Annotated in this window: 22 protein-coding genes; 16 read left to right on the forward strand and 6 right to left on the reverse strand. The window is 41.3% G+C overall.

Annotated elements, in window-relative coordinates; all coding sequences use genetic code 11:
* Nucleotides 1–43: 43 nt before the first annotated feature.
* The 15 genes from RE476_RS06535 (at nucleotide 44) to RE476_RS06605 (ending at nucleotide 20,870) form a co-directional block, all read left to right on the forward strand.
* Entirely contained in the window at nucleotides 44–610 is a 567-nt protein-coding gene (locus RE476_RS06535; protein ID WP_309306855.1) for a DNA-directed RNA polymerase, read from the forward strand.
* Nucleotides 611–624: 14 nt separating this feature from the next.
* Nucleotides 625–810 carry a transcription elongation factor subunit Spt4 gene (gene spt4 / locus RE476_RS06540; protein WP_309306856.1) on the forward strand — a complete coding sequence of 62 codons (186 nt, stop codon included), beginning with the start codon at nucleotides 625–627 and terminating at the stop codon, nucleotides 808–810.
* A complete protein-coding gene (locus tag RE476_RS06545; RefSeq protein WP_309306858.1) occupies nucleotides 811–1,404 on the forward strand; it encodes a GTP-dependent dephospho-CoA kinase family protein in 594 nt (197 codons plus the stop codon).
* On the forward strand, nucleotides 1,385–1,699 hold the full coding sequence (locus RE476_RS06550; RefSeq protein ID WP_309306860.1) for a 30S ribosomal protein S24e: 315 nt from the start codon (nucleotides 1,385–1,387) through the stop codon (nucleotides 1,697–1,699). The genes RE476_RS06545 and RE476_RS06550 overlap by 20 nt, the downstream gene beginning before the upstream one ends.
* 2 nt (nucleotides 1,700–1,701) lie before the next feature.
* The gene (locus tag RE476_RS06555) at nucleotides 1,702–1,851 is read left to right on the forward strand and encodes a 30S ribosomal protein S27ae (protein ID WP_309306862.1); all 150 of its coding nucleotides are present in this window, start codon (nucleotides 1,702–1,704) and stop codon (nucleotides 1,849–1,851) included.
* A 418-nt stretch (nucleotides 1,852–2,269) separates the two neighbouring features.
* Nucleotides 2,270–2,944: a DUF2162 domain-containing protein gene (locus RE476_RS06560; protein ID WP_309306864.1), complete on the forward strand. Its 675-nt coding sequence runs from the start codon at nucleotides 2,270–2,272 to the stop codon at nucleotides 2,942–2,944.
* A gap of 2 nt (nucleotides 2,945–2,946) precedes the next feature.
* Entirely contained in the window at nucleotides 2,947–3,570 is a 624-nt protein-coding gene (locus RE476_RS06565) for a MotA/TolQ/ExbB proton channel family protein (protein WP_309306865.1), read from the forward strand.
* Complete coding sequence (locus RE476_RS06570; protein WP_309306866.1) at nucleotides 3,567–3,935, forward strand: DUF2149 domain-containing protein; 369 nt, start codon at nucleotides 3,567–3,569, stop codon at nucleotides 3,933–3,935. The genes RE476_RS06565 and RE476_RS06570 overlap by 4 nt, the downstream gene beginning before the upstream one ends.
* Nucleotides 3,936–4,170: 235 nt before the next feature.
* Nucleotides 4,171–9,261, forward strand: a complete 5,091-nt coding sequence (locus tag RE476_RS06575) for a cobaltochelatase subunit CobN (RefSeq protein ID WP_309306867.1) — start codon at nucleotides 4,171–4,173, stop codon at nucleotides 9,259–9,261.
* Nucleotides 9,262–9,455: 194 nt separating this feature from the next.
* Complete coding sequence (locus tag RE476_RS06580; RefSeq protein WP_309306868.1) at nucleotides 9,456–13,619, forward strand: PGF-pre-PGF domain-containing protein; 4,164 nt, start codon at nucleotides 9,456–9,458, stop codon at nucleotides 13,617–13,619.
* Nucleotides 13,620–13,744: 125 nt separating this feature from the next.
* Nucleotides 13,745–18,091, forward strand: coding sequence for a PGF-pre-PGF domain-containing protein (locus RE476_RS06585; protein ID WP_309306869.1), 4,347 nt, complete (start codon nucleotides 13,745–13,747; stop codon nucleotides 18,089–18,091).
* Between the two features lie 38 nt (nucleotides 18,092–18,129).
* Nucleotides 18,130–19,143, forward strand: coding sequence for a bifunctional N(6)-L-threonylcarbamoyladenine synthase/serine/threonine protein kinase (locus RE476_RS06590; RefSeq protein ID WP_309306870.1), 1,014 nt, complete (start codon nucleotides 18,130–18,132; stop codon nucleotides 19,141–19,143).
* A gap of 2 nt (nucleotides 19,144–19,145) precedes the next feature.
* Nucleotides 19,146–19,718 carry a Kae1-associated kinase Bud32 gene (locus tag RE476_RS06595; RefSeq protein ID WP_309306871.1) on the forward strand — a complete coding sequence of 191 codons (573 nt, stop codon included), beginning with the start codon at nucleotides 19,146–19,148 and terminating at the stop codon, nucleotides 19,716–19,718.
* Complete coding sequence (locus RE476_RS06600; RefSeq protein WP_309306872.1) at nucleotides 19,711–20,256, forward strand: XTP/dITP diphosphatase; 546 nt, start codon at nucleotides 19,711–19,713, stop codon at nucleotides 20,254–20,256. Before RE476_RS06595 ends, RE476_RS06600 begins: the two co-directional genes overlap by 8 nt.
* Nucleotides 20,257–20,282: 26 nt before the next feature.
* Complete coding sequence (locus RE476_RS06605) at nucleotides 20,283–20,870, forward strand: hypothetical protein (protein WP_309306873.1); 588 nt, start codon at nucleotides 20,283–20,285, stop codon at nucleotides 20,868–20,870.
* A gap of 8 nt (nucleotides 20,871–20,878) precedes the next feature.
* Here RE476_RS06605 and RE476_RS06610 read toward each other — a convergent pair whose 3' ends face one another.
* The 3 genes from RE476_RS06610 to RE476_RS06620 all read right to left on the reverse strand — a co-directional run bounded on the left by RE476_RS06610 (nucleotide 20,879) and on the right by RE476_RS06620 (nucleotide 23,295).
* Nucleotides 20,879–21,757 carry an archaellin/type IV pilin N-terminal domain-containing protein gene (locus RE476_RS06610; RefSeq protein ID WP_309306874.1) on the reverse strand — a complete coding sequence of 293 codons (879 nt, stop codon included), beginning with the start codon at nucleotides 21,755–21,757 and terminating at the stop codon, nucleotides 20,879–20,881.
* A 230-nt stretch (nucleotides 21,758–21,987) separates the two neighbouring features.
* On the reverse strand, nucleotides 21,988–22,635 hold the full coding sequence (locus tag RE476_RS06615; RefSeq protein ID WP_309306875.1) for a cyclase family protein: 648 nt from the start codon (nucleotides 22,633–22,635) through the stop codon (nucleotides 21,988–21,990).
* A 21-nt stretch (nucleotides 22,636–22,656) separates the two neighbouring features.
* Nucleotides 22,657–23,295, reverse strand: coding sequence for a histidinol phosphate phosphatase domain-containing protein (locus RE476_RS06620; protein ID WP_309306876.1), 639 nt, complete (start codon nucleotides 23,293–23,295; stop codon nucleotides 22,657–22,659).
* 158 nt (nucleotides 23,296–23,453) lie between these two features.
* On the opposite strand from RE476_RS06620, the gene RE476_RS06625 reads away from it, so the two are divergent.
* Complete coding sequence (locus RE476_RS06625; protein ID WP_309306877.1) at nucleotides 23,454–23,744, forward strand: DUF211 domain-containing protein; 291 nt, start codon at nucleotides 23,454–23,456, stop codon at nucleotides 23,742–23,744.
* 60 nt (nucleotides 23,745–23,804) lie between these two features.
* Here RE476_RS06625 and RE476_RS06630 read toward each other — a convergent pair whose 3' ends face one another.
* The 3 genes from RE476_RS06630 to RE476_RS06640 form a co-directional block, all read right to left on the reverse strand.
* A complete protein-coding gene (locus RE476_RS06630) occupies nucleotides 23,805–24,812 on the reverse strand; it encodes a tetratricopeptide repeat protein (protein ID WP_309306878.1) in 1,008 nt (335 codons plus the stop codon).
* A 151-nt stretch (nucleotides 24,813–24,963) separates the two neighbouring features.
* Nucleotides 24,964–25,737 (reverse strand): 23S rRNA (uridine(2552)-2'-O)-methyltransferase, encoded by a 774-nt coding sequence (locus RE476_RS06635; protein WP_309306879.1) that lies wholly within the window; start codon nucleotides 25,735–25,737, stop codon nucleotides 24,964–24,966.
* 26 nt (nucleotides 25,738–25,763) lie between these two features.
* Nucleotides 25,764–26,330, reverse strand: coding sequence for a DUF7109 family protein (locus RE476_RS06640; protein ID WP_309306881.1), 567 nt, complete (start codon nucleotides 26,328–26,330; stop codon nucleotides 25,764–25,766).
* Nucleotides 26,331–26,338: the final 8 nt, after the last annotated feature.

Consider the following 26,338-nt stretch of genomic DNA (forward strand, 5'->3'; position numbering starts at 1 on the left):
GTTGTTAAAGGCTAATTATACAGGATTATTGGAGTTAGTCACTATGTACAAAAAGATGAAACTTGCCGATACGATTCGCGTTGCACCCGAGCTTTTAGGCAAGGACGTTAACGAAAATGTCAGGAATGCCTTGAAACATAAACTCGAAGGCAGGATAGACAAGGAAATTGGAGCTATCGTTGCCATCACACAGATAAACGAGGTCGGAGAAGGACATATCCTTGTAGGCGATGGTGCTGTATATTACGATGCGACCTTTGAAGCAATAGTATTCGTACCAACTATCCAGGAAGTAATCGAAGGAGAAATTGTTGAAACTGTTGATTTCGGAGCATTTGTGACTATCGGAGCTATGGACGGACTCCTTCATGTGAGCCAGGTCACTGATGACTTTATGTCATACGACGGTAAGAACGGAAGACTTGTCAGCAAAACTGGCGGCAGGTCACTTGCTGAAGGCGATAAGGTCAGGGCACGTATAGTTGCTGTGAGCATCAACGAGAGAGACCCAAGGGAAAGTAAAATAGGACTGACCATGCGCCAGCATTCCCTGGGCAAGATGGAATGGCTTGAAGAAGCTAGAAGACCATCCGCAGAAAAAGAAGAGTGATCGGAGAGTATTAGATGAGCGAACAGGTTTGCCGGGAGTGTCACCGGATAATTATGAGTCAGACATGCCCTATTTGTGGTTCAAGCAATCTCAGTTCAGACTGGAGCGGCATGGTAATTATCATTGATCCGGAACGTTCAGAGATAGCAAAAAAAATGGACGTAAAAGTTCCGGATAAATATGCATTGAAGGTGCGCTGATTGGGCTTTCATTTAACTTTACCCGATACACTTCGACCACGTTTTCGAGAGATTTTCGGGTGTCTTTACAAGGGTAAAGGCGATGACACCATCAAAAAACTTTCCAAGGACTTAGGTAGTCCCACAAAACTTATATCCGTAGGTGATGTTACTACATTCCACTTGCTCAATCTTGGAATAATACCGGACATCCTTATAGTGGATGACCGCACCAAACGCGGACCGGCATCAGACCGGGTCGTAGTGGGTACCAAGCATAAAGGGTTCACCGAAATATCTGTAGACAATCCAGCCGGGGTCATAACCGAAGATCTGATAGACGCTGTAGGAAATGCGTTGAATGCAGATGAACATGTCAGGATATTTGTGCGCGGCGAGGAGGACCTGGCTGCTGTGCCTGCGATTCTTATGGCACCTGAAGGCTCAGCTGTTCTTTATGGGCAGCCGGACGAAGGTGTTGTACTTGTTAAGATAACGTTACCTAAAAAGGAACAAATGAAGGACCTGTTAACTGAGATACTCAATGAACAGGAACATAATACAGAACAAATAGAGACTATTCGGAGGAAACTGGATGGATATCAAAATCATTAACGATAAAAATAACGCGCTTCTCAACAGGCGTGAGTTAGATCTTAAAGTCACATTTGATGGTGCAACACCGTCAAGAAATGATGTAAGAAGCAAACTTGCAGCTATGCTTACAGTGCCAATGGGACTTGTAATCGTGCAGAAAATGGATAACGAGTTCGGTAAGCAGGAACTTAAAGGATACGTCAAGATCTATGAAGACGAAGCCCGCATGAAGCAGGTAGAAGAAACATATGTCCTTGAAAGAAACAAGATGCCTGAGCCAGAAGTTGCTGAAGAAGAGCCTGCAGAGGAATAAAAATGGCAGTAAAAGATTACTACAAAGTAAGCGGTGACTCCATTGAGCGCACCCACCAGTCATGCCCACGCTGTGGAGAAGGAGTATTCCTTGCAGAGCACAAAGACAGGCGTACTTGTGGCAAGTGCGGATACACCGAATTCAAGAAATAAATCTCATTCTACGCAACCTTTTAGAGGTTGCTTTTCCTTATTTTTAGCTCTATTTTCAGATATTTACTCATTGTTTTTAATGACTAGTGACATCCATCTTCAATAGAAGATTTTCTCATTTGAAGTCCTGTTCATATTCAAAGATATGACATGGACACAATGTCATAAAATATAATACTTTTTTTATACTTACTTTGATGGACATTAAAAATATTTCTAGCTCCTGATACGTGTTTTGTGCAAAGATATTCCGAAAGATTTAATAATAGGTAGATTGTTTGCAATTATTAGCTATTATGCAAATATTAGATAGTTTTGTTGATAAGTTACATTGCCGTATACATTATGAGTGAGTTGCATATTTATATACAAATTAGTAAATGCATAATTCATAGTAAATTATAAAAAGGGGAATCAAATGAGTTACGTTTATGCAGCCGTGATAGGCATATTGATAGGCATATTCATATTTGGCTTGAAGACTGGAGTAGGATGTGGTTTTTCCACTGTCAGAAAAAGAGATATCCTTATACTTGCAAGTGGTTATTTCGTCATTTCCATAATACTTGGTAGTCTGGTGGAAATGGTGGACCAGTCCTATATTGAAGCTATTTCAAATCTTGGAATGACACTGCATGTTTTCATAGCACTTATCCTTATTATCGCAGGGATATATACACAGAAAAAATGGGTCTGCGGCCATGATGTCTCAAAGAAGACATTTCTTGTTATCTCCGTACCTTGCCCTGTTTGCCTTACAGCTCTTTTTGTATCATGCATGATACTGGCATCAACCCTTGAGGTCAGCGGCTGGAAGGTCGGAGTACTTGTAGGCTTTGTTTTCTTTATTTCAGTAATATCATCAACGTGGGTCTTCAGAAAAATGAAAAGAACACCTGAGGATCTGGGAACAGCAATGATGTTCCTTGGAATTTTCTACCTGCTTGGAGCAATGATAGTTCCTGCTTATATCAAAGCAAAGAAACTCAACATGGCGTTAAGTAGTGGGGGAGAGTTTGAGATCATTCCACTGTTGATATTCACTATTTTCATAATTGGAGGCTATGCCCTCAATAACATAAGAGGTCAATAAAAATGGATGCTACTTCTTCGTTGTTTGGTATATTATACACGTTTTCAGCTTCATTGCTGTACCCGGTAATTATCATTCTGATACTACTGGTGGTATTCTCCCTGATGCTTATAGGAGAATTCCTGTCAGAATACGCAAAAAGACATAGAGATATCGGAAACCTTGAACTGTGCTGTAACAAGGTAAGAGAACATGTCAGCTCCCAAAAGTTCGGAGGAGCTGCCAGTTCACTACGTAATGTAAAACAAAATTTCATGGTAACAAGCTTTGCCATTTCTGCTGCAGAACATCTTGAAAAGAACATGATACCTGCCATTGAATGGCTATCACAGGAATATGAGATAAGGATGGCAAAGAGACTTGAACAGACAAGAATCGTTGCAACTATCGCCCCAATGCTGGGCCTGATGGGAACACTCATTCCCCTTGGACCTGCACTTATAGGTCTTGCACAGGGGGATATCGTACAACTTGCAAACAACCTCATGATAGCTTTTGCTACAACTGTCATCGGCCTGTTCGCAGGAACTATCGGCTATGTGCTCACCCAGGTCAGAAAAAGATGGTACTGGCAGGATATGGCTGACATCGACTATATCCTCGACACTCTGGAGGTTGGGGAGTGAAAGGGCGAAGATACAGACGAACAGGCCTCATTAATAACGAGGACGAACAAAACCCTTTGACCGGGGTTGCCAATCTTTTTGATATTGCAATGGTCTTCTCAGTGGCACTTCTGGTAGCACTGGTGATGTCGTACCAGATGCCGGAACTTCTCAGTCCCACAGAGGACATAACAATTGTTAAGAATCCGGGACAACAGGACATGAAGATAATCATCAAAGAAGAAGGTAAACCCATTGAAGTCCTGAACATGACCGATCAGATAGGCGGAGGAACAGGAGAAGCTCTTGGTACAGCCTATAAATTGGCTGATGGAAGGGTTGTTTATGTGCCTGAGGAAGAGGGGGCGAATACAACCTCTACTTAATTTTTTTTGTTTTTTTAGACAAGTCTTGTTGTTTTAAATCAATTAGTGTTTATAGCAACATAGCACATCGTTGTTTGTGATTTAAAAAAAATACAGAAATAAAACGATAATAGGCTAAGAACATAATTGGACACTCCCTCAAGCCGCCAAGCAAGTACAGGAGTGTCCTCACAAGTTATCGGGGGATAACATGCAAAGAAAAATAATATCAATATTAGTATTAAGCATATTGCTAATGATAACACTAACAGGTGTTGCTGCAGCAGATGAAGAGAAAATAAACATAACTTACATTGCATATAAATCGAGTGACGCACTCGAAACTGCAAGTCAAACAAATCCATATAGTGATTTCATAGATTACACTTACATTAGTTACTATGATTCTTCTAAAGACCCACAAGTAAGTGATGATATACTAGAAGCTGCAGAAAATGGCTTTTTTGAAACCCAGGATGTTGTATTCTGTAGTATGGTTTCATATGATGCTTATTCAGCTATTAATGATTCGCTGAAGTCTGCGCACGACTCCGGGACTTCACTGTTAAGCATCAAGACTAAACTTCCAACAGTACCTACTTATTTTGATTACAGGGCATATTATGAAGATGCAAATGACATTGATGTAAATGATACAATAGCTGTTTATTTCAACAACCTGGATACTTCAGGTAAAGGACTTGAGAATGCTGAGAACCTATTAATCTATCTTGCAACGGAATATGGTAATCATCCCGGGCTGACAGACAGTTGGGGCACATCAAGCAAAAACTATGAGGAATTCCTGTTCATTCTTGGTACTGATTTCAACAAGGATAACCTGACAACTGCTGCTCTGGCAGAAGATATAGACCTGGAGCTTAACACAACTGTACTTTCCACGACTGATGTTCCAGATGACTTTAACTTCTCGCAATATGGTGTCATTTTTATTGAATCACAACCGGAGGAACTTGTGAACACCACATGGAGAAGCAGCATTAATACTGCAAGAGCTAGCGGTGCATATGTGATTGGTTATAACCTTTCTGAGAACATCACTCTGACAAATGTTGACCTGTATTCAGATGATTATACTGATATTGAACGGTATTGGATACAAGGTGGTGAAACGAACATGGAAACCATGCTCAGGGTTATGGGACAGAAATTTGTTGACCTGTGGACCACCGATACCTACACTCCTGAGATAATCCAGCCAAAGATGAATGTGACCTATATCCTCAATCGTGACACCGCTGTTTACTATATGGATCTTGTATTGAATGAAAGAGAGATTATTACAGATCGTTTCAACGTTACTGTCATGGCTGGTGAGGAAGCTATCAACAACACTAATCTGGATCTTACAAATGAAGACGTAATTATTCTTTACATGGTTGGATCTAATCAGCTTCCTTTGATCAAAGATGAGCTTCTTGAGGCACAAGCCAATGGAGCTGAGATCGGTACCTTCGGTATGCTGTCCGATGTATATGGAATTGCTACCTTTGAAATGGAAAGTGATAATTATTCCATACTCACAGATTATCTCTATAATGACGGATACGAAAATATGGAGAACTGGATCCGCAGGGTTGGAGCTACATTCGGCAGTGTTTACATACAATACGCTGACCCGGCAGAACCGGAGATTCCAACAGACGGTATTTATCATCCAGATGCATTTCCTAGAATTTTTGCAGACAGTACAGAGTATCTGGAATGGTATGCAGAACACGGCTACAATGAATCAGAACTCACAATAGGAATAATTGGTGGCCAATTTGGCCAGACCGAACTTACATTCAACTCTGAAAATGCTATTATCAGAGAGCTTGAATCACAAGGCTGCAATGTGATCTACACTACATATGCAGTGTGTAGCGATGATGTGGACTACTTCCTCAAAGATGGAGAAGTACTGGTTGATTCTATCATTTCTGTTAAAGGATTCTATCTGAACTATAACAATCAGGAAGAAGGTGTGGAGTACCTGCAGGAAGTATATAACGTTCCGGTTTTAAAAGCAGTGCAGGATTATTACCAGACACCTGAAGACTATATTAACAGCACCAGTGGATTGAGTGTTAGCTGTATACCATGGCAGGTAACACAAGCCGAAATTGATGGTCTTACTGATTACATCTGGATTGCCGGAAGAGTTCAGGATGAAGAAACAGAACAGTATTACTATGAGCCTATTGATTATCAGGTAGAATGGCTCTGTAACAGAGCTATCGCATGGGCAGAACTTGGACAGATGGATAATTCTGACAAAAAGATAAGCATCATTTATTACAACCACGAAGGCGGTAAGAACAACATTGGTGCCAGTTATCTGGATATCGGTTCTAGTTTCACATTACTTATGGAAGCAATGCAGGCAGCAGGTTATGATATTGGAAACGACACTATTCCAAATGGAAGTGAGTTCATTGACTTATTCATAACCAGCAGAAATGTTGGTTCATGGGCACCAGGAGAACTTGAAAAAGTTGTTGAAAGCGGCTATACAACATTGGTTCCTGTGGATGATTATCTGGTATATTATAATAAACTTCCAGAAAGTGTACGTGAAGAAGTTGAGGAAACATGGGGCGAAGCTCCTGGTGACATCATGACCTATGAGAATGAGAGTGGTGAATATTTTGTTATACCAACTGTACAGTTTGGTAACATCAATTTCATACCGCAGCCTACAAGGGCAGGACTTTCCGATGAGTCACTCATCTACCACAATGAATCCATACCGCCAACACACCAGTACCTTGCAACATATTTCTGGATCAACAATGATTATGATGCAGATGCACTGATTCATTTTGGTACACACGGAACACAGGAATGGCTGCCAGGTAATGAAGTAGGACTATGGAAATATGATTACCCATCCATTATGGTTGCTGAGACACCTGTAGTTTACCCATACATTATGGACAATGTTGGTGAAGGTACACAGGCTAAGCGTCGTGGTAATGCTGTAATTATATCTCATCTGACACCTACAATAGTTGAAGCCGGGCTTTACGGTGACCTTGCTACTATACAGGATAAAATAGAGAATTATCAGGATGCAAAAGATGATGACGATGCCACAATGATGGCACTTTATCGTAACAGTACTATACAACTATACGATAATTTGAGTCTTGGTGAGGATCTTGGTTTCTCCACGAATGATTTGTCTACTATGACCGATGATGAATTCTCCAGTTTCCTGGACACTACACTGGAAGAATACCTCGACGAAATCAATGATGAGCTCATACCATATGGCTTACACACCTTTGGTGTCGCACCAGAAGATTTTGAACTTGTTTCGATGGTCAAGTCCATGCTTGGTGATGACTTCATCGATCATATCTATGATGTACTTTCAGAAGGTAGCGGTACAGAGGAACAGTGGGGAGAAGAAGCAAGCGTTGATGCAACATTACTGCTGAATGCAACTTTGCTTTATGGAACTAACATCTCAGTTGCTCAGACAGATATACTTGGAACTACCAATGATTCTGTTACAGCAGATCTTGAACTCGCTCTGGAATACGCTGATAATCTAGAACAAACCACCAGAGAAATTAACCAGACATTAAAGGCACTGGATGCTGAATATATTGAGCCTGGAACTGGTAATGATCCGATACGTAATCCTGATGCTTTACCCACAGGAACGAACTTCTACAGTTTTGATCAGAGACTGATTCCTGACGAGGAAACTGAGGCTCAAGGACGTGCAGTCATAAATGACTGGATAGACTCATATTATGCAGAGAATGGTGCTTATCCGAACAAGGTTGCCTTTATTCTATGGTCAGTCGAGACCATGCGTCACGAGGGACTCATGGAAGCACAAATATATGAGTTGCTTGGAGTAGAACCTGTAAGGAGTTCCGGCAGATTGACCGGTGAGTTCACTGTCATACCACTAAGTAACATGACTCATCCAAGGATTGATGTATTGATGGTACCTTCCGGTCTTTATCGTGATACATTCCCATTCCAGCTTGAACTGCTGGACAATGCGGTTCGTGCAGTTGCTGACCTTAATGAGACAAATGAGACTAACTACGTAAGGATGAACACTCTTGCTATAGAGGATGCAATGCTTGAACTGGGATACAATGAAAGTGTTGCACACTATATCTCAAGATCAAGAATATTCAGTGAGGCTGAAGGTACTTATGGTACTGGTTTAACCTCTGCAGTAGAAGCAAGTGATACATGGGATAACACATCAGAAATAGCTGATCTTTTCATTTCCAGAATGTCAAACATTTATGGAGTGGATGTATGGGGTGACAACTATGAGGATGTGTTCAAGCTCAATCTTATCAATGTAGATGCAGCAATACACAGTGATTCATCAAACCTCTATGGTCTCATGGACAACGATGACGTTTACCAGTATCTTGGTGGACTTGGTCTGGCTATAAGATCACTTGGTGGTGACGTTTCATTATATATTGCAGACTTTACTAGTGTGGATAATCCAGAAGTCATTACTCTTGGTGAAGCTTTCAGTAAAGAACTGGCTGCCAGATATCTCAATCCTAGCTGGTTGACCGGAATGATGGAGTATGATTATGCTGGTGCCAGAGAGATGATGAAGGCAGTCGAGTACATGTGGGGCTGGGAAGCAACAACACCGGATCTGGTGACTGATTCAGACTGGGACAAGATATATGAGACACTTGTGTTGGACTCACAGAATATAGGTGTGGATGACTTCCTGAAAGAGAATGCATACCAGTATCAGTCCGTAACTGCCAGATTGATTGAAAATATCAGAAAGGGAAGTTGGACTCCTTCAGACCCAGACACCTTGAATAATCTTGTCAATGAATTGGTTAAATCGGTGAATGAAAACGGAGTTACCTGCTGTCACCACACTTGTGGTAATGCGCAGCTTGCTGATTTCATAGCTGGAAAAATGCAGGCAGCAGGAGTCACCGCAGAAATGCAGGCAGCATACAATGAATTGATGTATGAAGCAACTCTCCGGGATCAGTTTGTGACACAGCAACAGATTGATACCAGTTCAGTAAAAACAACAGACGATTCTCTTAACTCTGTCCAAAGAACCATGGCAACAGGTTCATCAAACCAGACCATGATATCCGAGACAGGAGGAGCAGGAACGGACTATGACACACCAGTGCAGGATTCTGGAAAATCAACACCAGACAACTACGTCCAAGGTTATGAGATGACTCAAGAGAGTGTTACTAACGACAACAGCGTGAATAGTCCATCATTCTCAAGCTCGGATATCCTTGCTTCCGTATTTGTATTAGGAGCTCTCGGGGCCATATATCTGGGATTCTGGAAAAGAAGAGGTTTCTAAAGACTTTTTTGGCGCTTTCAAAAAAGCGCCTTTCTTTTTTCTTAAAATGGAATGGTGGCAACACACTAGTATCCATACATTAAATATACTTTTTTTAATATACTCACTGCATTTTATATAGAAGTTTGTTTGAATATATTTTACTGCTTAAATAAATCTTATTTTACATTCACGCACAAAAAGGATTCAGGCTCATGAATAGAACTACACTCACATTCATATGTATCTTTTTGATTCTGCTTTCCACCTCTTTCGCTTCGGCCAATGATGAGAATATGATCTTTCTGAAATCAGGGAATATAGATACAGACCTACCACCGGAAAGGAATGTATCCGAACGGGATCAGATCGGCATATCTTCAACATCTGAATTCGTGGACAGTTCCGAAACATATTATATCGTGCAATTTGAAGGACATGTCACCAAACAGTGGAAAGATGAAGTGCAGGACATCGGGGTCGAATTCTTTGATTATATTCCAAACAATGCTTTTGTTCTCAGGATGAATGGAACGGAGAAGAGTCTTGTAGAATCACTTGATTTTGTGCGCTGGACGGATGAACTAAAACCAGAATACAAACTTTCCTCAGGACTGAACGAATATGAAGACCAGGCATCTCTTGCTTCAACAGACACGAATGCTAATCTGATAGTTGTCCTCTTTGACCCGCAAGACAATACAAGAATCATAGAAGAGATTGAAGCTATCAATGGAAACATCATCAGCAGTTCACAAACAATCCTGAGGGTTGAAATAGCCGAAAGCAGGATAGATCAACTTGCTGCAATAAATGGAATTTGCTGGGTAGAGAACTACTCGGAGCCGGTCCTGTTCAATGATGTAGCTGCAGGCATTATGAATGTCAACACTGTACATAATGAACTTGGATTGAATGGAAGTGGGCAAATCGTGGCCGTCTGCGATACCGGACTTGATACTGGTGTTAATGATGAATCAATGCATGCTGATATTTTTGGAAGGATCATAAATATTACAGATTATTCTAATGATGGTCCCGCAGATGAAGGTCCTTTTGGGATATCCGGTGGCCATGGTACTCACGTAACAGGATCGGTTCTTGGAAACGGATCAATGTCGGATGGGCAATATAAAGGAATTGCGCCTGAAGCCAGTCTTTTATTTGAAGCAGTGCAGGATAGTGACGGGAGCCTTGGAGGAATTAGCAGAACCAGTGACCTCAGTTCCCTCTTTCAGGACGCATATGACCAGGGAGCTAGAATCCATACAAATAGTTGGGGTTACAATATTTTAGGTAGTTACACTACTCGCTCAAAACAAGTTGATCAATTTGTCTGGAATAATCCAGATATGTTAATACTATTTGCAGCAGGGAATTATGGCGATGACTCCGATGAAAACGGTGTTGTTGACCAGAATTCTATTACTTCCCCTGCAACTTCAAAAAACTGCATTGCGGTTGGTGCTTCGGAAAATGACAGAGGCGATAATTTTGGAACTGGATACAGGATATGGGGAAATATTTATTGGCTAGCTGGGTTCTTCGAAGGAGAACCTATTAAAAGTGATTATACTGCAAATAACCCCACCGGTATTGCAGCTTTCAGTGGTCGTGGACCTACCGACGATGGAAGGATTAAACCAGAACTTGTTGCTCCGGGAACATTTATTGCTTCTACAAGGTCCAGTCTGATAACTTGGTACGAGTGGGGAATTATTAATGAATTCGATGCATCTTATGCATACAATGGTGGAACAAGTATGGCCACACCACTTGTTGCAGGTTCCGCAGCCCTTGTAAGAGAATACTATACTGAAATAGAACAATTAGATAGTCCAAGTGCTGCATTACTAAAAGCTACCCTGCTCAATGGTGCATACGATATGACTCCCGGACAATATGGAATAGCCGAATATAAAGAGATAGCAGGTAGGCCGGATTATTCACAAGGTTGGGGACGTGTGGATGTTGAAAACTCCATACTTGTACCATATCCTGAAGTCATAGCATATTTCGATAATACTCCCCTTTCAGATTCAGGATCATGGGGCCACACGTATGAATATGTAGAAAGTGGCCAGCCCCTAAGAGCAACTCTCGTGTGGACGGATTATCCGGCATCTGAGTTGACAGGAAAAACACTGGTCAATGATCTTGATCTTACAATTACAGATTCATCAGGCATATATTATGGGAACGATGGACCTGACCATATAAACAATGTTGAAGGAATCGAACTTAATACTGCATTAGAAGGTGACTATACAATAACGGTCGATGGGTATGATGTTCAAGAAGGACCACAGCCCTTTGCACTGGTATTCTCATTCACCTGCGACAACAATGAGTTCCCTGCAAATGGTTCCTATGCAGATAACAGTACAACTGAAGTGTCAACCGATGTTGTACACCCCGGAGGAGTGAATGAGAGTTCCATACAGATGGAAATTGATGGTAACCTTATTGATTACACTGCTGCAAGCATAATTGATGGATACAGGATACAGTATAATGTTTCCAGCCCTTACAAGATTGGAGAACATAACGTCACAATTACAGCTTCGACAGATACCGGGCAGCAATTTTCCTACGAATGGGAATTCAATGTGAAACCTGAGATTACAAGTTTCAAACTCACAGATCCTGCTGTTGATGGAATAATTGATGAAGAAGCAAAGACCGTAGCTATAGTAGTACCATACGGCACTGATGTAACAGCATTGACACCAACAATAGATCATACAGGATCAAATGTGTCACCTGATACTGGAGTCTCGCAGGACTTTACTAATCCGGTTACCTACACTGTAACTGCTGCTGATTCAACCACTCAAGAATATGAAGTGACAGTAACAGTAGCAGAAAACCCTGCTAAAGCGATCACAAGCTTTGAATTTGAAGCACTGGCAGTAGTTGGTACAGTAAATGAAGATACAAAGACCGTAGCTTTATCACTACCATACGGTACTCTTGTAACATCATTGAAACCAACAATAACCCATACAGGAGCAAGTGTTTCACCTGATAGTGGAGTAGAGCAGGATTTTACTAACTCTGTTACTTACACTGTAACAGCAGAAGATGCATCAGCTCAGCAATATACAGTTACGGTGAATGTTGCTCCAAATACAGCTAAAGAGATTACAAGTTTCAAATTTACAGACCCTGTAGTGGAGGGGATAATAAATGAAACTGCAAAGACTGTCAATATAACAGTGCCTTATGGAACTGATAGAACAGATCTCGTACCAACTATAACTCACACTGGAGGCAAAATAGAACCAGATAGTGGATTAGCAAGGGATTTTACCAATCCTGTTACTTACAAAGTAACCGCGGAAGATACTACAACCCAACGATACACAGTTACAGTGAATGTTGCACCAAACAAAGCTAAAGAGATTACAAGTTTCAAATTAACAGATCCTGATGCGGAAGGAATAATAAATGAAACTGCAAAGACTGTCAATATGACAGTACCGTATGGAACAAATGTTACAGCACTTGTACCAACAATTGTGCATACTGGAGAAACTATATCTCCAAATACTGGAATCGCGCAGAACTTCACTAAACCTATAACTTATACCGTGACAGCAGAAGATGCAACTACACAGGAATACATAATAAATGTTCAAATTGCATCAAGTTCAAGCATCGTAACAGCCTCAACACCCGCAACCAGCGGAGGTGGCGGTGGAGGAGGAGGAGGAGGTGGCGGTGGAACTACAGGAGAAGAATACGAGAATATCGAAGTGAAGGATGTCAGTTCTATCTTTGTCGGAAAGGACATTAATGTGAAATTCAACTTCAAGAATGAGAACAACGATATCCAGTATGTTTCTTACAAGTCATTGAAAAATGCAGGAACTATTTCCGTCACTATTGAGTCATTGCGGGATAAGTCAACTTTTGCTGACAGCTTTCCATCCGGGGAAATATACAAGAACATTAACATATGGGTTGGAAAAACAGGGTATGCAACAGATAATAACATTGAAAATCCCGTTATCGGATTCAGAGTGGACAGGCAATGGATAGAAAATAATAATATTGATGTTGATTCGATAGCTCTTAACAGGTACAATGCCAAGTGGAGTAAACTTCTGACAACTCAAACCGATTCTGATAATGAATACTTTTATTTTGAGGCAAGCACACCAGGATTCTCGCCGTTTGCCATTACCGGTGAACCAAATGAGACAAATTTAAATAGTGTTTCTGAGAAACAGTATTCAACTGAAGATGATAATACATCGAATCTCAATACTTCAATAGCAAATGAGAATCAACCGGAAAACACAGTTAACGCCCTCTCAATTTTAATCAGTGGCTTAATAGTATCTTTTGTCTGCTTCCTTATAAGGAAGCAGTAAATTTTTTACTGGACTTTCACGTTCGGATTGAACCTGACCCTCATCCATATTTTTATTGTGCAGAATATATAAATATATTTATTGCAATATCAGAACATTCTGAATACAAAAATGGATGGTGCTTTATGCACACTAAAAACAAGATCCTGGTACTATTTATACTCATAAATTTAACCATTGCTACAATCTCCTCTGTGAGCGCAGACAATGGAAATACAGACGATGGCAACCTTATCCTATTAAAAGCCGGACATATAAACACAGACAATGCCACTGAACCTGAAGAACAGAACAATGGTTCAGAAACCCAGGGACTTTCAACCATGTCCATGGAAGACACGGAAAATTACTACATTGTGCAATTTACCGGTCCTGTAAGAGCTAGTTGGAAGCAGGAAATAACATCAACAGGAGCTACCATCTATAATTATATTCCAAACAATGCATTCATCTTCAAGATGAGTGATAATGTAAAAGTCCAGGTACAATCACTGGATTTTGTTAAGTGGATTGGCGAGTATAAACCAGAATACAAATACGAGCCAGAATTAACATACACCAACAGTATTCAGATAGCAAGTACTGAAATTGACACTGAAAATACGTACCATGTACTTCTTTTCTACTCGGAGGATTACGATAGTATAGCCAGTTCCATAGAATTACTTGGCGGAAAAATCATTTCCGGTTCAGGGAATATACTCAAAGTACAAATAGCCACGAATATGCTACCAGAGATAGCATCTATCAATGGAGTCAGCTGGATTGAAGAATATGTCCAGCCAACTGTAAACAATGATATTGCTGCAAATATTACCAATGCGAATACTGTTCATGAGACCTACAGATTGAATGGCAGCGGACAGATAGTAGCCATCGCCGATACAGGACTTGATACCGGAGTAAATGATAGTTCCATGCATGCAGACCTGAGGGGTAGAATCAAAAGTATAATACAAACATACAATGACGGAAGTTCAGCCGATTACGCTGGGCATGGAACCCACGTAGCAGGTTCAGTGCTTGGTAACGGCTCACTTTCAGGCGGGCAATACAGAGGAATAGCACCGGAAGCTGAATTGGTATTCCAGGCACTTGGTGATAATAACGGTAGTTCCCTTATGTATATTCCAGATGATCTGAATGACCTATTCCAAGAAGCGTACGACCTGGGAGCAAGAATACATACCAATAGTTGGGGCGGTGCTTCTAATGGAGCATATACCGTATTTTCGCTACAGGTCGACCAATTTACATGGGAACACCCAGATATGCTAATTCTTTTTTCAGCTGGAAATTCAGGAACAGATGCTGATGGCGATGGAGTCATAGATGAAGATTCCATAGCTTATCCTGCAACTGCAAAGAACTGTCTTACAGTTGGTGCATCAGAAAATGACAGAGGAGATAATTTTGGACAAGGGTCTTATCAGAATTGGGGATTCACATGGTCCAATAAATATCCTGAATCTCCAATATATGAAGATTACATGGCTAATGACATTGAAGGTATTGCTGCATTCAGCAGTCGTGGACCAACAGAGGATGGAAGGATTAAGCCTGATGTTGTTGCACCGGGAACATTCATCATTTCTACCAGATCAAGTCTTGCAAGTGGAACAGGATGGGGTACTGTTAGTGATAATAGTAACTACTTATACATGGGTGGAACCAGCATGTCCACTCCAATCACTGCAGGGTCTGCTGCTCTTGTAAGAGAATACTACACTGAAATAGAGAATCTGAGCAGCCCAAGTGCTGCATTACTTAAAGCAACAATAATAAACGGAGCAATGGATCTCACACCCGGACAATATGGTAATGGAAGCACACAGGAAATAGAAGGTAGGCCGGATTATTCACAAGGATGGGGACGTGTTGATATTGAAAATTCCATATATCCACAATACCCGGAAACGATCAGATATTTCGATGATCCTAAACCTTTGAACACAGGTGACTTCTGGAATGTGAGCTATGATATCCTTAATTCAGATCATCCCCTCAGAGTAACACTTGTCTGGACAGATTATCCAGGAGATGCAGCTGCAGAATTACAACTTGTGAACAACCTTGATCTCAAAGTAGTAGGACCTGATGATACATACAACGGTAATGGAAGGATCGACACGGTGAACAACGTGGAAGGTGTCGAACTGACCAATCCTTCTGCAGGAACATATACATTCATCGTGAATGGTACAGATATACCTCAAGGGCCCCAGAATTTCTCTCTTGTATTGTATTTTGCAGCCGATGTCAACGAATATCCACAAAATGACTCATATATTACTGATAGCACAACTGCCGTTTCAGTTAACCTTACACATCCCCATGGGATCAACATAAGTAGCATAGACATGACGACAGATGGTACCGAGGTGCTCCCCTCTTGGGTGAATATCACTGGCGGATACAAGGTAGAGAATATAACAACATACTCTGAAGGATACCACACTGTATCTGTGAGTGCATTGACAAACCTGAGTGAAGAGATCAGTTACGGATGGAGATTTTACGCCAGCGTTGAAGACAACGTAATTACGATAGAGGGGCTTGCAGAGAATTCGGTGATACAGGAAGAAACACTCGACATAAATGTCAGCAACAGAAAACTATGTGACTTCTGGTACAACGTTGACAATGGAACAAATTCCACAACAGAAACAGGATTTTCATTTAATACTACCCTCAACCTGACAGAGGGACGACATAATCTTACAGTATTTGCTGAGGACATAACAGGATATATAAATTCAACAACTGTTAATTTCACGGTATTCACAAGCCAACCAATTATTGATTCACCTGAGTCAGGAACTATCTATTATCTGCCAGAAGAGGACAGTTTTACAATGAATGGAACTGCAGGAGTTGCCACAAATGTTTCAGTCTATGTGAATGGAAACATTACCACTGAATCCTGGCCTGTTTCAAGCGGTGTGTTCAATATCAGCAACATTCCACTTTCTAATGGAACAAACACCGTCAACATTACATCCATCTTCAATAATTCAGTGGATGATTATTTCAGTCCCAATACCACCATATACCTGGGCCTTGGGGAGACTTTCAACACAGGTGGAAATGATGAAGTAACACTTGCAGTTCCAGGAATAGAAACCGGTATCGTTCACCCGGTACTTAACTTCAATATCAGCGGTACACCTGCCAATCCGGGCAATGTATCTGCAGCTATTGTAACAGGTAATGAACCTGAAAACAGCTCTAATTTGACAGGCCATGCAATTGATATCAAAGTGATAAATGCATCTGATGCCAACTATTCATATCAATTCGGCAGAAATGTATCCCTTACACTCGGATATAACCATAGCCTTGTTAATGGGAATAGTACCGGAAAGCTTGTGGTCGCATGGTATAACCCTGAAGAAGAGATGTGGATCCCATTCAGAAGTACGGTAAATACCTCCGAACATACTGTTACTGCAAATATTACCCACTTGAGCATTTATGCTCCACTTGAAGATAACACCGCACCTGTGATTTCCGATCTGACAAATTCCAGTACTTTATCATCCATAACCCTCACATGGAGCGAATCGGATGATACCGACCATGTAGAGATATGGAAAAACAATGCATTCCTTGAGAACAGTTCTGAACAGCTAATGGCAGACACTGGACTTTCTTCCAGCACAAGCTACAATTACAGTCTCAGAGCCATCGATTTTGCAGGTAACATTGGTAACTGGTCCAATATGACCGTAGCAACATCCTTACAGGCCAGTACTCCATCCAACCCCAGTTCCTCCGGAGGTGGTGGTGGAGGTGGGGGTTCCACAGGCGAAGAGTATGAGAACATTGCTTTTAAAGATGTACTTTCAGTGTATGCCGGAAAAGGGGATATAGTATACTTTGATTTTGATAATGAGAACAACGATATAGATTATGTCCGCTATAATTCGCTGAAGAATGCTGGAAAGATCAGTACTACCATTGAGATTTTGAAAAATACATCTACATTTGCAGACAGCCCGGTTTCCGGATTAATATACAGGAACATGAACATCTGGGTTGGTAAGACAGGTTACGCCACTGAGGGTAATGTCAAAGACCCCGTTATAGGGTTCAGGGTAAGTAAAAAATGGATAGAGAACAATGACATTGATCCAGCTACCATAGCATTGAACAGGTATAATGAGGAAAACTGGGAAATGCTTGATACTAAACAGAATGACCCTGATGATAACTATCTTTACTTTGAAGCGAGCACTCAGGGATTCTCACCTTTTGCAATTACTGCACAAGAACCATTAACAAAGAATACAGACGATATTGAAATCACTGTAACTGACATGAGTGATTCCGCAATAAAAGATACTGATACCGACACAGACCCTAGACAAAATGAAAATGATGGTGCCAGGAAGATTCCGGCAATATCCGGAATGATAACAATGATGATATTGGCCATCACCTGCGTATTCATCAGAAAACAGCAAAATTAATATTCAACTGCTAACCTTTAAGGGCTGGAGATATCAAATTGAAAGGAACAGTCCTTGGCATAGAGGGGACCGCATGGAATCTCAGTGCTGCCATCGTTAATGAGAAAGATGTAATTGCAGAAGTATCTGACATGTACCGGCCCCCCACTGGAGGAATACACCCCAGAGAAGCAGCCCAGCATCATGCAAAGTATGCATCTTATGTGATCAAAGGAGTGCTTGAGGAAGCGAACCAGAAAGGGGTCGATGCTTCACAGATAGATGCCATCTCTTTTTCCCAGGGACCCGGACTGGGAGCATGCCTGCGTACCGTGGCAACTGCGGCCAGAATGCTTGCAATAACCCTTGATGTACCACTTGTAGGCGTGAACCACTGTCTGGCCCATGTTGAAGTAGGCCGCTGGAAAACACCGGCAACTGACCCTGTTACCCTGTATGTCAGTGGTGCCAACTCACAGGTGCTGGCTTACAGGATGGGAAGATACAGGGTATTTGGAGAAACACTGGACATTGGACTTGGAAATGCCTTTGATAAATTTGCAAGGAGTGCCGGACTCGGACATCCGGGAGGACCACAGATAGAACAGTTTGCAAAAGGTGCTTCAAAATATATCCCTCTCCCATACGTTGTAAAGGGAATGGACCTTTCCTTTTCAGGATTATCTACGGCTGCAACCGAGGCTCTTAAAAATAATTCCATGGAAGATGTGTGTTACTCTTTCCAGGAAACTGCCTTTGCAATGGTTGTTGAAGTCACTGAGCGTGCTCTTGCACACACCGGAAAGAATGAAGTACTGCTTGCAGGTGGCGTGGGCGCCAATGCAAGACTTCGGGAAATGTTGGATATAATGTGCACAGAAAGAGGAGCTTATTTCCATGTGCCTGAAAAGAGATTCATGGGAGATAACGGCACTATGATAGCATATCTTGGACTTCTGATGTATGATTCAGGGAATGTGCTTGATATTGAGAACTCACATGTGAATCCTAATTTCAGACCGGATGATGTGGATGTAACATGGCTTCCCAAAGATTTTGAAGGCAGGAGATGAATATGTACCTGACAAGTGGTGCCGAAGCTACCGTGAAGGTGGAAGATGGGATGGTCATCAAGGAGAGAGTGCCAAAGAACTACCGCCTGAAAGAGCTTGATGAAAGGATAAGGAAAGAGAGGACAAAAGCCGAGGCCAGATTATTATCCGAAGCCAGAAGAGCCGGAGTGCCTACACCAATTATCTATGACATTGATAATTCCACGATAAAAATGCAGTATCTGGACGGAACTGCATTGAAATTCGTTATAGATGAGAATCTCAGTGAGCAAGTCGGGATTCTTGTAGCTGAACTTCACATGGCAGGCATTATCCACGGAGACCTCACAACTTCCAACCTGATTCTTTTCAACGACAGGATATACATGATAGATTTCGGTCTTTCATTCTTTGATAGCAGTACCGAAGCACGCGGAGTGGATGTACACGTCCTGTTCCAGACGTTTGAGAGCACGCACCGGGACCACGATAAGCTTATAGAGGCATTCTGCAGGGGTTACAGGCAGGAATTCAAGCAGGCTGATGAAGTGCTTGAAAGAGTAAAAGAAATAGAGAAAAGAGGAAGATATGCGTAAAATTGTATTTGTCACAGGTAATAAAGGTAAATTCCAAGAAGTCAGGGACATACTTGCAGTCAGGGGATTTGAAGTTATACAGAATACTGATGGCTATCCCGAACTTCAGGAAGAAGATCTGGAACCAATTGCAGCCTACGGTGCAAAGCTGTCAGCCGAGAGACTTGGAATGCCTGTTATGGTCGACGATTCAGGTTTGTTCATAAATACACTCAATGGTTTTCCCGGACCATATTCCGCATTCATTGAGAAGAACCTCGGAAACAAGAGAGTCCTCAAGATAATGGAAGATGAAACTGACAGGTCAGCCATGTTCAAGTCAGTCATCGGCTATTGTGAACCAGGAGGCGAGCCTCTTACATTCACCGGAACCGTTGAAGGAAAAATAGCTTTTGAAGAACTGGGAACCGGTGGTTTCGGATATGATCCTATCTTTGATTACAACGGAAAGACATTTGGTGAACTTGGAGATGAGTTCAAAAACACAGTATCACACCGAAGAAGGGCACTTGATAAGTTCTTAGAATGGCTGGATTGAAGGATTAAAGAAAAGAGGGGAAAAACGTGGGGGTTAAAGTAAATTCATTTCTCATGGATACACGTGGTGTTGATACTATCCCTCTTAAAATGATATTGTATCTTACAGTGACAGGGATTGTTATATTTCTAGTAGCTTCTTCATGGAATAGTTTGGCTCCAGTGTATTCTGGAGCAAAGGACAGCAAGCAGATAAATGCTGCAGCTCTTGAACTGCTATCCATACAGAACGGATATGCAAGGAATATTCTGGAACAGAATAGTCCTGATGGGTCTACATGCACTGTTGAACTTTCCATGCAAGATATCAGCTATCTGGCATTTGGTGTGGACCCGGACCCCGATATGAACGGGAACCTCACAGATAACCAGTGGGTTCCCGAAAACAATACAATCATCTGCCAGTATGTAAATGGTGTCAAAGACAGATACAATATTGATGGCAATGTCATTAATTTCAGAAAAGGAACACTGGATAATACCGGAAAATGGATACTTAATGACGAACTGGATACAAATAGAAATATTGGGATCCTTATTAAAGGACCTGTGGAAGGGAAGTTCAATTTTGAGCTAGTCCTTGCTGATGAAAAATATACTATTTCCCACTTTTAATATCGTTCTTAGTATCTCAGCAGGATGTACTTTTCATCGAAATAAGCACCTGGTGTTGTAAAGTCGAATACCACAAGAGCTCCGGCTTCGGGCCTCACCTGAAAAGAAACTTCCGTCCTTGGAGCAAGACCTTCATATTCCTCGTCATCCTCCAGGAAAACTCTCCTTATATCCACCACTACTTCCATGATGTCACCTGTTCTTAAAACGGGTTGCGTGGCTTTGAATATGGTCTGATCACGTGTTCTTATCGGGCTTACTGAAAAATACTCATCTGTTGGCAGATGTATGACATCACTTGTATCTGCCGTATCATACCTGACATTGGCAACATGTGAACCATCTGAAAGATAAATGATAAGCTGTGACAGATCTACATCCTCACTACCCGGACCAAGGGATACGGAAATATGTAATTTTGTGATCTCACCATAATCAACTGAATCACTCACAACAATCGTACCAGAAGTACTGCCTGAAGTATGAGATACAGTGAAATTATGAGTACCTGAGCGAGAGAAACGATATTCATAGTAGGAATCATCAACAACAGAGGTAGCCGCTTCGCCATCAACAGAAATATTAAACGCTCCGGAAGAGGATATCCACTCAATCATTCCACCTTTGGAACAAGTTAAATTAGTATCAGAAACCACACCATCCGCGACAGTTACCGTAGTATATGTGGCACGTTCACCTTCTACACGGTCAATTCTCATGTTGGAAGCGACTTCACGTGTCGTTTCCTGGCCGGTCTGTGATGCTTTTTGCTGTAGCACACCAGAAGTCTTGATTAAAAGAGCTGATGCTACTGCTGCCACAAGTACCATTGAGATGAAGATGATAAGAGTACCTATACCTACCTGTGCACGGTTGTCACTGTGCATTAAATGCTTCTGATTTGCTTTCGTGCGATTCCCTCATGAAACGTTTTAGCAATCGTGTAACAGGATTATATTGCTATACATACTATATTAATCCTGTTATTTAATACTATTGTGTCGCTAATATAGATATTGGTGGATTAATATCTAAATATTGAATTATATATCGGAGTATAACGATATCGTATTTAAGATAAACTGTAAACTCTCACCATGTCTACCTGTGCCAATTGTTATGTAAAAAAGGCCATATCCAGGAGGATTGCACGTGCGGGCGCACCATCACACCCCACAAGTTTTAAAGGAAGACATATGAAATAATAGATGCCGGCCTTTGCATCAGAGAAGTTCAAATACTCAACAATATTCAATCCATTGCGCAAAAATAGATTATGATTCGGTAGTGAGGGGTCCGTATCAACTGAAAGAGTATCCACACCCACTACACGAAAACCATTCTCTATTATCCATGAACCGGCAGTTGCCGCAAGCTTCCTGCCAAAATCCGTCGTATCTGATGATTCAAAGTGTGTCCCTGTTTTTATCAAAACAACATCAATATCATTTTCATCTGCATATTCCAGATAATGCTTACCAAGCTCATCACTTGTAATGCAGCCTTTCCCTAAAGACAGATCCAGCAAAACAGCTTTCCCCATAAAAGATTCCGGATCAAGACCATCAACAGGGGTTCCATCCTCAAAGATATGGGAAGGAGCATCAACATGAGTACCAGTGTGTGTCCCAATACTTATCCGGGATACTACAAAACCATCTTTTTCTATAGAAGACACTTTCTCTATAAGTGGGATGGGATCACCTTCATACACCGGAGTATTCGGAGAGATGCCGGTGGTGATGTCTATTATTCTGCCTGACATTTCAAAAAGAAGAAATAGATTTCACTCCAGAAAACGGAGTGAGTTATCAAGTACAGCTTGTGCCTGCTTTTCAGTTAATCCTGCGCCCATGGCAATTTTCAGGGCAAATTCCTTTGTAATGAGATTTCCCGGGCTATGGGTATCAGTATCAACTACCAGAGTTGCACCGGCCTCCATACCTATTCTGGCAACATGACCGTTGGTCCTGTTATGCCCATTCCGGGCAGTTATCTCAAGGCATACGTCATTATCACGGGCAATCTCAGCCTCTTCGATAGTGATAAAACCTGGATGTGCAAGTATATCCACATCTGCAAGCTCAACTGAAGCAGCATTGGTACCAGGCATAACAGGCTCATTTATGGTTTCCCCATGGACTACCACAATTTCTGCGCCCAACTCTTTTGCCATTCTTGCAAGCGGAGCTATTTTTCTAGGCGGAACATGAGTTATCTCAACACCCACTTTAACCTGAATATCAAGCTCATCCTCCAGATATTTTGCCTTACTTACGTTTTTGAGAATATGTTCTACATTTGTGAAATCAGCGTGGTCAGTAATACCTATAGCTCTGTATCCGTGAACTACAGCCCTTCTCACAAGTTCACTTGGTATGAGCTCGCCGTCACTAAAAATAGTATGAGTATGCATATCTATCATAAGAATACCTCATTTATTATGAGAATAGATTGTTGTATGTCCTGAAAATAGATAAAGTCATTCATAGGAAGACAAAAATAATATAATGTTTTATAGGCAATTCTTATAAGTTTAAATATTCTTAGAACTATGACTTTCTGATAAGGAAGGATGAAAAATTGACAGGAATTAGAAGATTGGTTCTGGATGTGCTTAAACCCCATCATCCATCAATTGTTGAATTGTCTAAGACACTAAGTGTACTCCCGGGAGTACATGGAGTAAACCTCAGCCTTTATGAGGTAGACCAGCAGACAGAAACGGTCAAGATCACCATTGAAGGTGAAAATCTCGACTATGACGAAGTAAAAGATTCAATTGAGAATCTCGGAGCAGTTGTACACAGCATAGATGAAATTGCCGCCGGAAAGAGGCTTGTAGAAGAAGTAGAGACACTGCAGGAAAGATAAAGGTATTAAATCAATACCTTTTCCTTTTAAGATTCATTTTTATTTTTAGTTTAAATTTGCTTAGAGGCTCTTGTATGCTCTTGCAATATTATGAATGACTCCCTCATGCTCCTGAGGGAAAAGACCGATGGTAAATACCTTCAATGCCTCATGATAGGCGTTAACCGCCATTTCGACATTGCGTTCTTTATTCTCTATTTCCGACATGGCAAAATAAGCATTTCCAAGATTGTTCTGGAGAGTGGCATACTCCACCGGCCGGGTTTCGATGGTATAGACATCAAGAGCAGCATTAAAAGCATTTATAGCATTGTTTATATTGTCCTTTTTATCATTGAATTCTGATATTTCAAGATATAGATTCCCAAGGTTGTTCTGAACCCCTGCATATTCCAGAGGGTAAGTATCTTTCCTGAAAACCCTCAGTGACTGATCATATGCATCAATTGCATTTTGGAGGTATATGGAGTCACTTTCTGCAACACTCGTCTTACGCCAGGCAGTTCCAAGCCTATTATGTATAGATGCAAAATAGATAGGATCCACAGCTATGGAATAATAATCAAGTGCTTCGTTATAGTAGCTGATAGAAGTATTGAGATCCTCATCACTACCTTGAGAAGCATATAATTTCAGGTATGTATCACCTAAACTGTACTGCACTCTTGCATATTCAGCCGGATACTCAGTTTTTGTGATGAACTTCAGGGAGGAGTCATATGCATATATACTGTTCTGCAAGTTACTTGAGGCATTAACAGTATCCACTGAAGCCATTTCCCCATATGCAACACCACGATAATAATGGTTCATCCCATATTCAAGAGGGAACTCGCTTGAAGATATTATTCCGAATACTGAGTTGTAGACCTGTAATGCCTGATCATAATTGCCTTCCTCACGCAATATTGATGCATTCTCCCATAAAGAATCTACTTCATGCAATGTCCTTTGTTTTTGTATATAACCGCCAAAGAGTGCATAACCTGCTACAAGAACCATGATAATCGCAACAAGTACAGGGATATATTTGGATCGATCTTTTGGAACAGGGACTTCAGCATTCATGTGACCAGATTCTCAAGTTTTTACAGAACCTGTTTACAAAAGAATGAGGTTCTGTTCAAGAAAGTACTACAAGTATATAGAACAATCTTGTATAAAAAAAGATAATATTCAGTGAAAAAGTATAATTGTACTTCAACCTGAAATTATATTATTATTCCAGCCTTTTTATCACTTCTGCAAAAGCAAAGTTCGGCTTTACGTCCTGAACCTTTATTCTTACACGATCTCCAAGCTCAACGCCTTTGACAAAAACAACAAAGTTGTCTATCAGAACTGCTCCGTCACCACTGGAACCTAGTTCCTTTATCTCAACTTCAAACTCACTACCACGCCTGACAGGTGATGTCAGGAATTTCTTACCAACAATATATATCTCAGCACTTTGAGACCTTGAAGCCTGGGGAGAGTAGGAACGTGTAAATGCGAAATTATCCCGGACCTCTTCAAGGAACTGGTTGAACATGTCACCCTGGAAGACCTTAACAACAAAATGTCCGTTGGGTTTGAGAATTTTCTTTGCACAGCCTAGAGCTGACCTCGTCAGATCGATAGACCTTGCATGATCAAGACTCCAGTTTCCACTGAGATTTGGCGCAGCATCACAGATTACAACGTCTGCACCGCCCTGTCCGACAAGCCCCAGGATCTTCTCGATTGTCCTGTCTGCGGTAATATCACCCATAACGGTCTCAACGCCTTCGATGGGAGCTATTCTCTTAAGGTCAACACCTACAACTCTTCCGCCTGATATTTCCTTTGCGACTTCCAGCCAGCCTCCGGGGGCTGCACCTAAGTCCACCACAGTATCCCCTTCTTTTATGATATTGTGTTTTCCATTTATCTGGAAAAGCTTGTAAGATGCCCTTGAACGATAACCTTCGTCCTTTGCTTTCCAGTAATACTTATCTCGCCTGTCTCTTGCCATATGAATACCTTGATAATACCTAAAAGTCAAATACCTTGTGCCGACTTCAGAGCTTCAATTCTGCTACTAAGCTCCTGAATCCCGGCTTCAAGACCTGCCATTGTATCTGGAAGCCAGAAACTGTAATCATAATACTGGTTCAATATGTCACTATACCTGTGTTCAAGGTTTTCCAGGTCTTTCGGATGAAATCTACCTTCATTAACAGAATTGATTTTGTCATCCAGATTTTTTATTCTTTTATGCAGGTTCTTGCTGAATCTGCTGGCCACTCTGCTAAGCTCAACTTCCCTTTTTGCCATCTCAAGTATATCGATGACCTCACTCAGGTCAAAAGGAACTTCCGGGAAAGCGTTTGGCCCAGATATATAATAGGAAAGTTCATCCTCATCCAGACCTTCGATCTCCTCCCAGGATACAACAGCTATCAGATGTTCTTTTTCCGCATCTTCACAAAGGTTTTTTATTGAAGGCAGAGTCAATGGAACGCTGCCCCTGAGTAAATATAATTCCTTTGCTACATGATAAATTTCATCTACTGTCAGGGCACCAAGAGCATCGACAATCCCACAGAGTTCTTCTTTACTTAGCATATAGACCA

Origin of the sequence: Methanolobus mangrovi (genome assembly GCF_031312535.1) — an archaeon.
Lineage (GTDB): Archaea > Halobacteriota > Methanosarcinia > Methanosarcinales > Methanosarcinaceae > Methanolobus > Methanolobus mangrovi.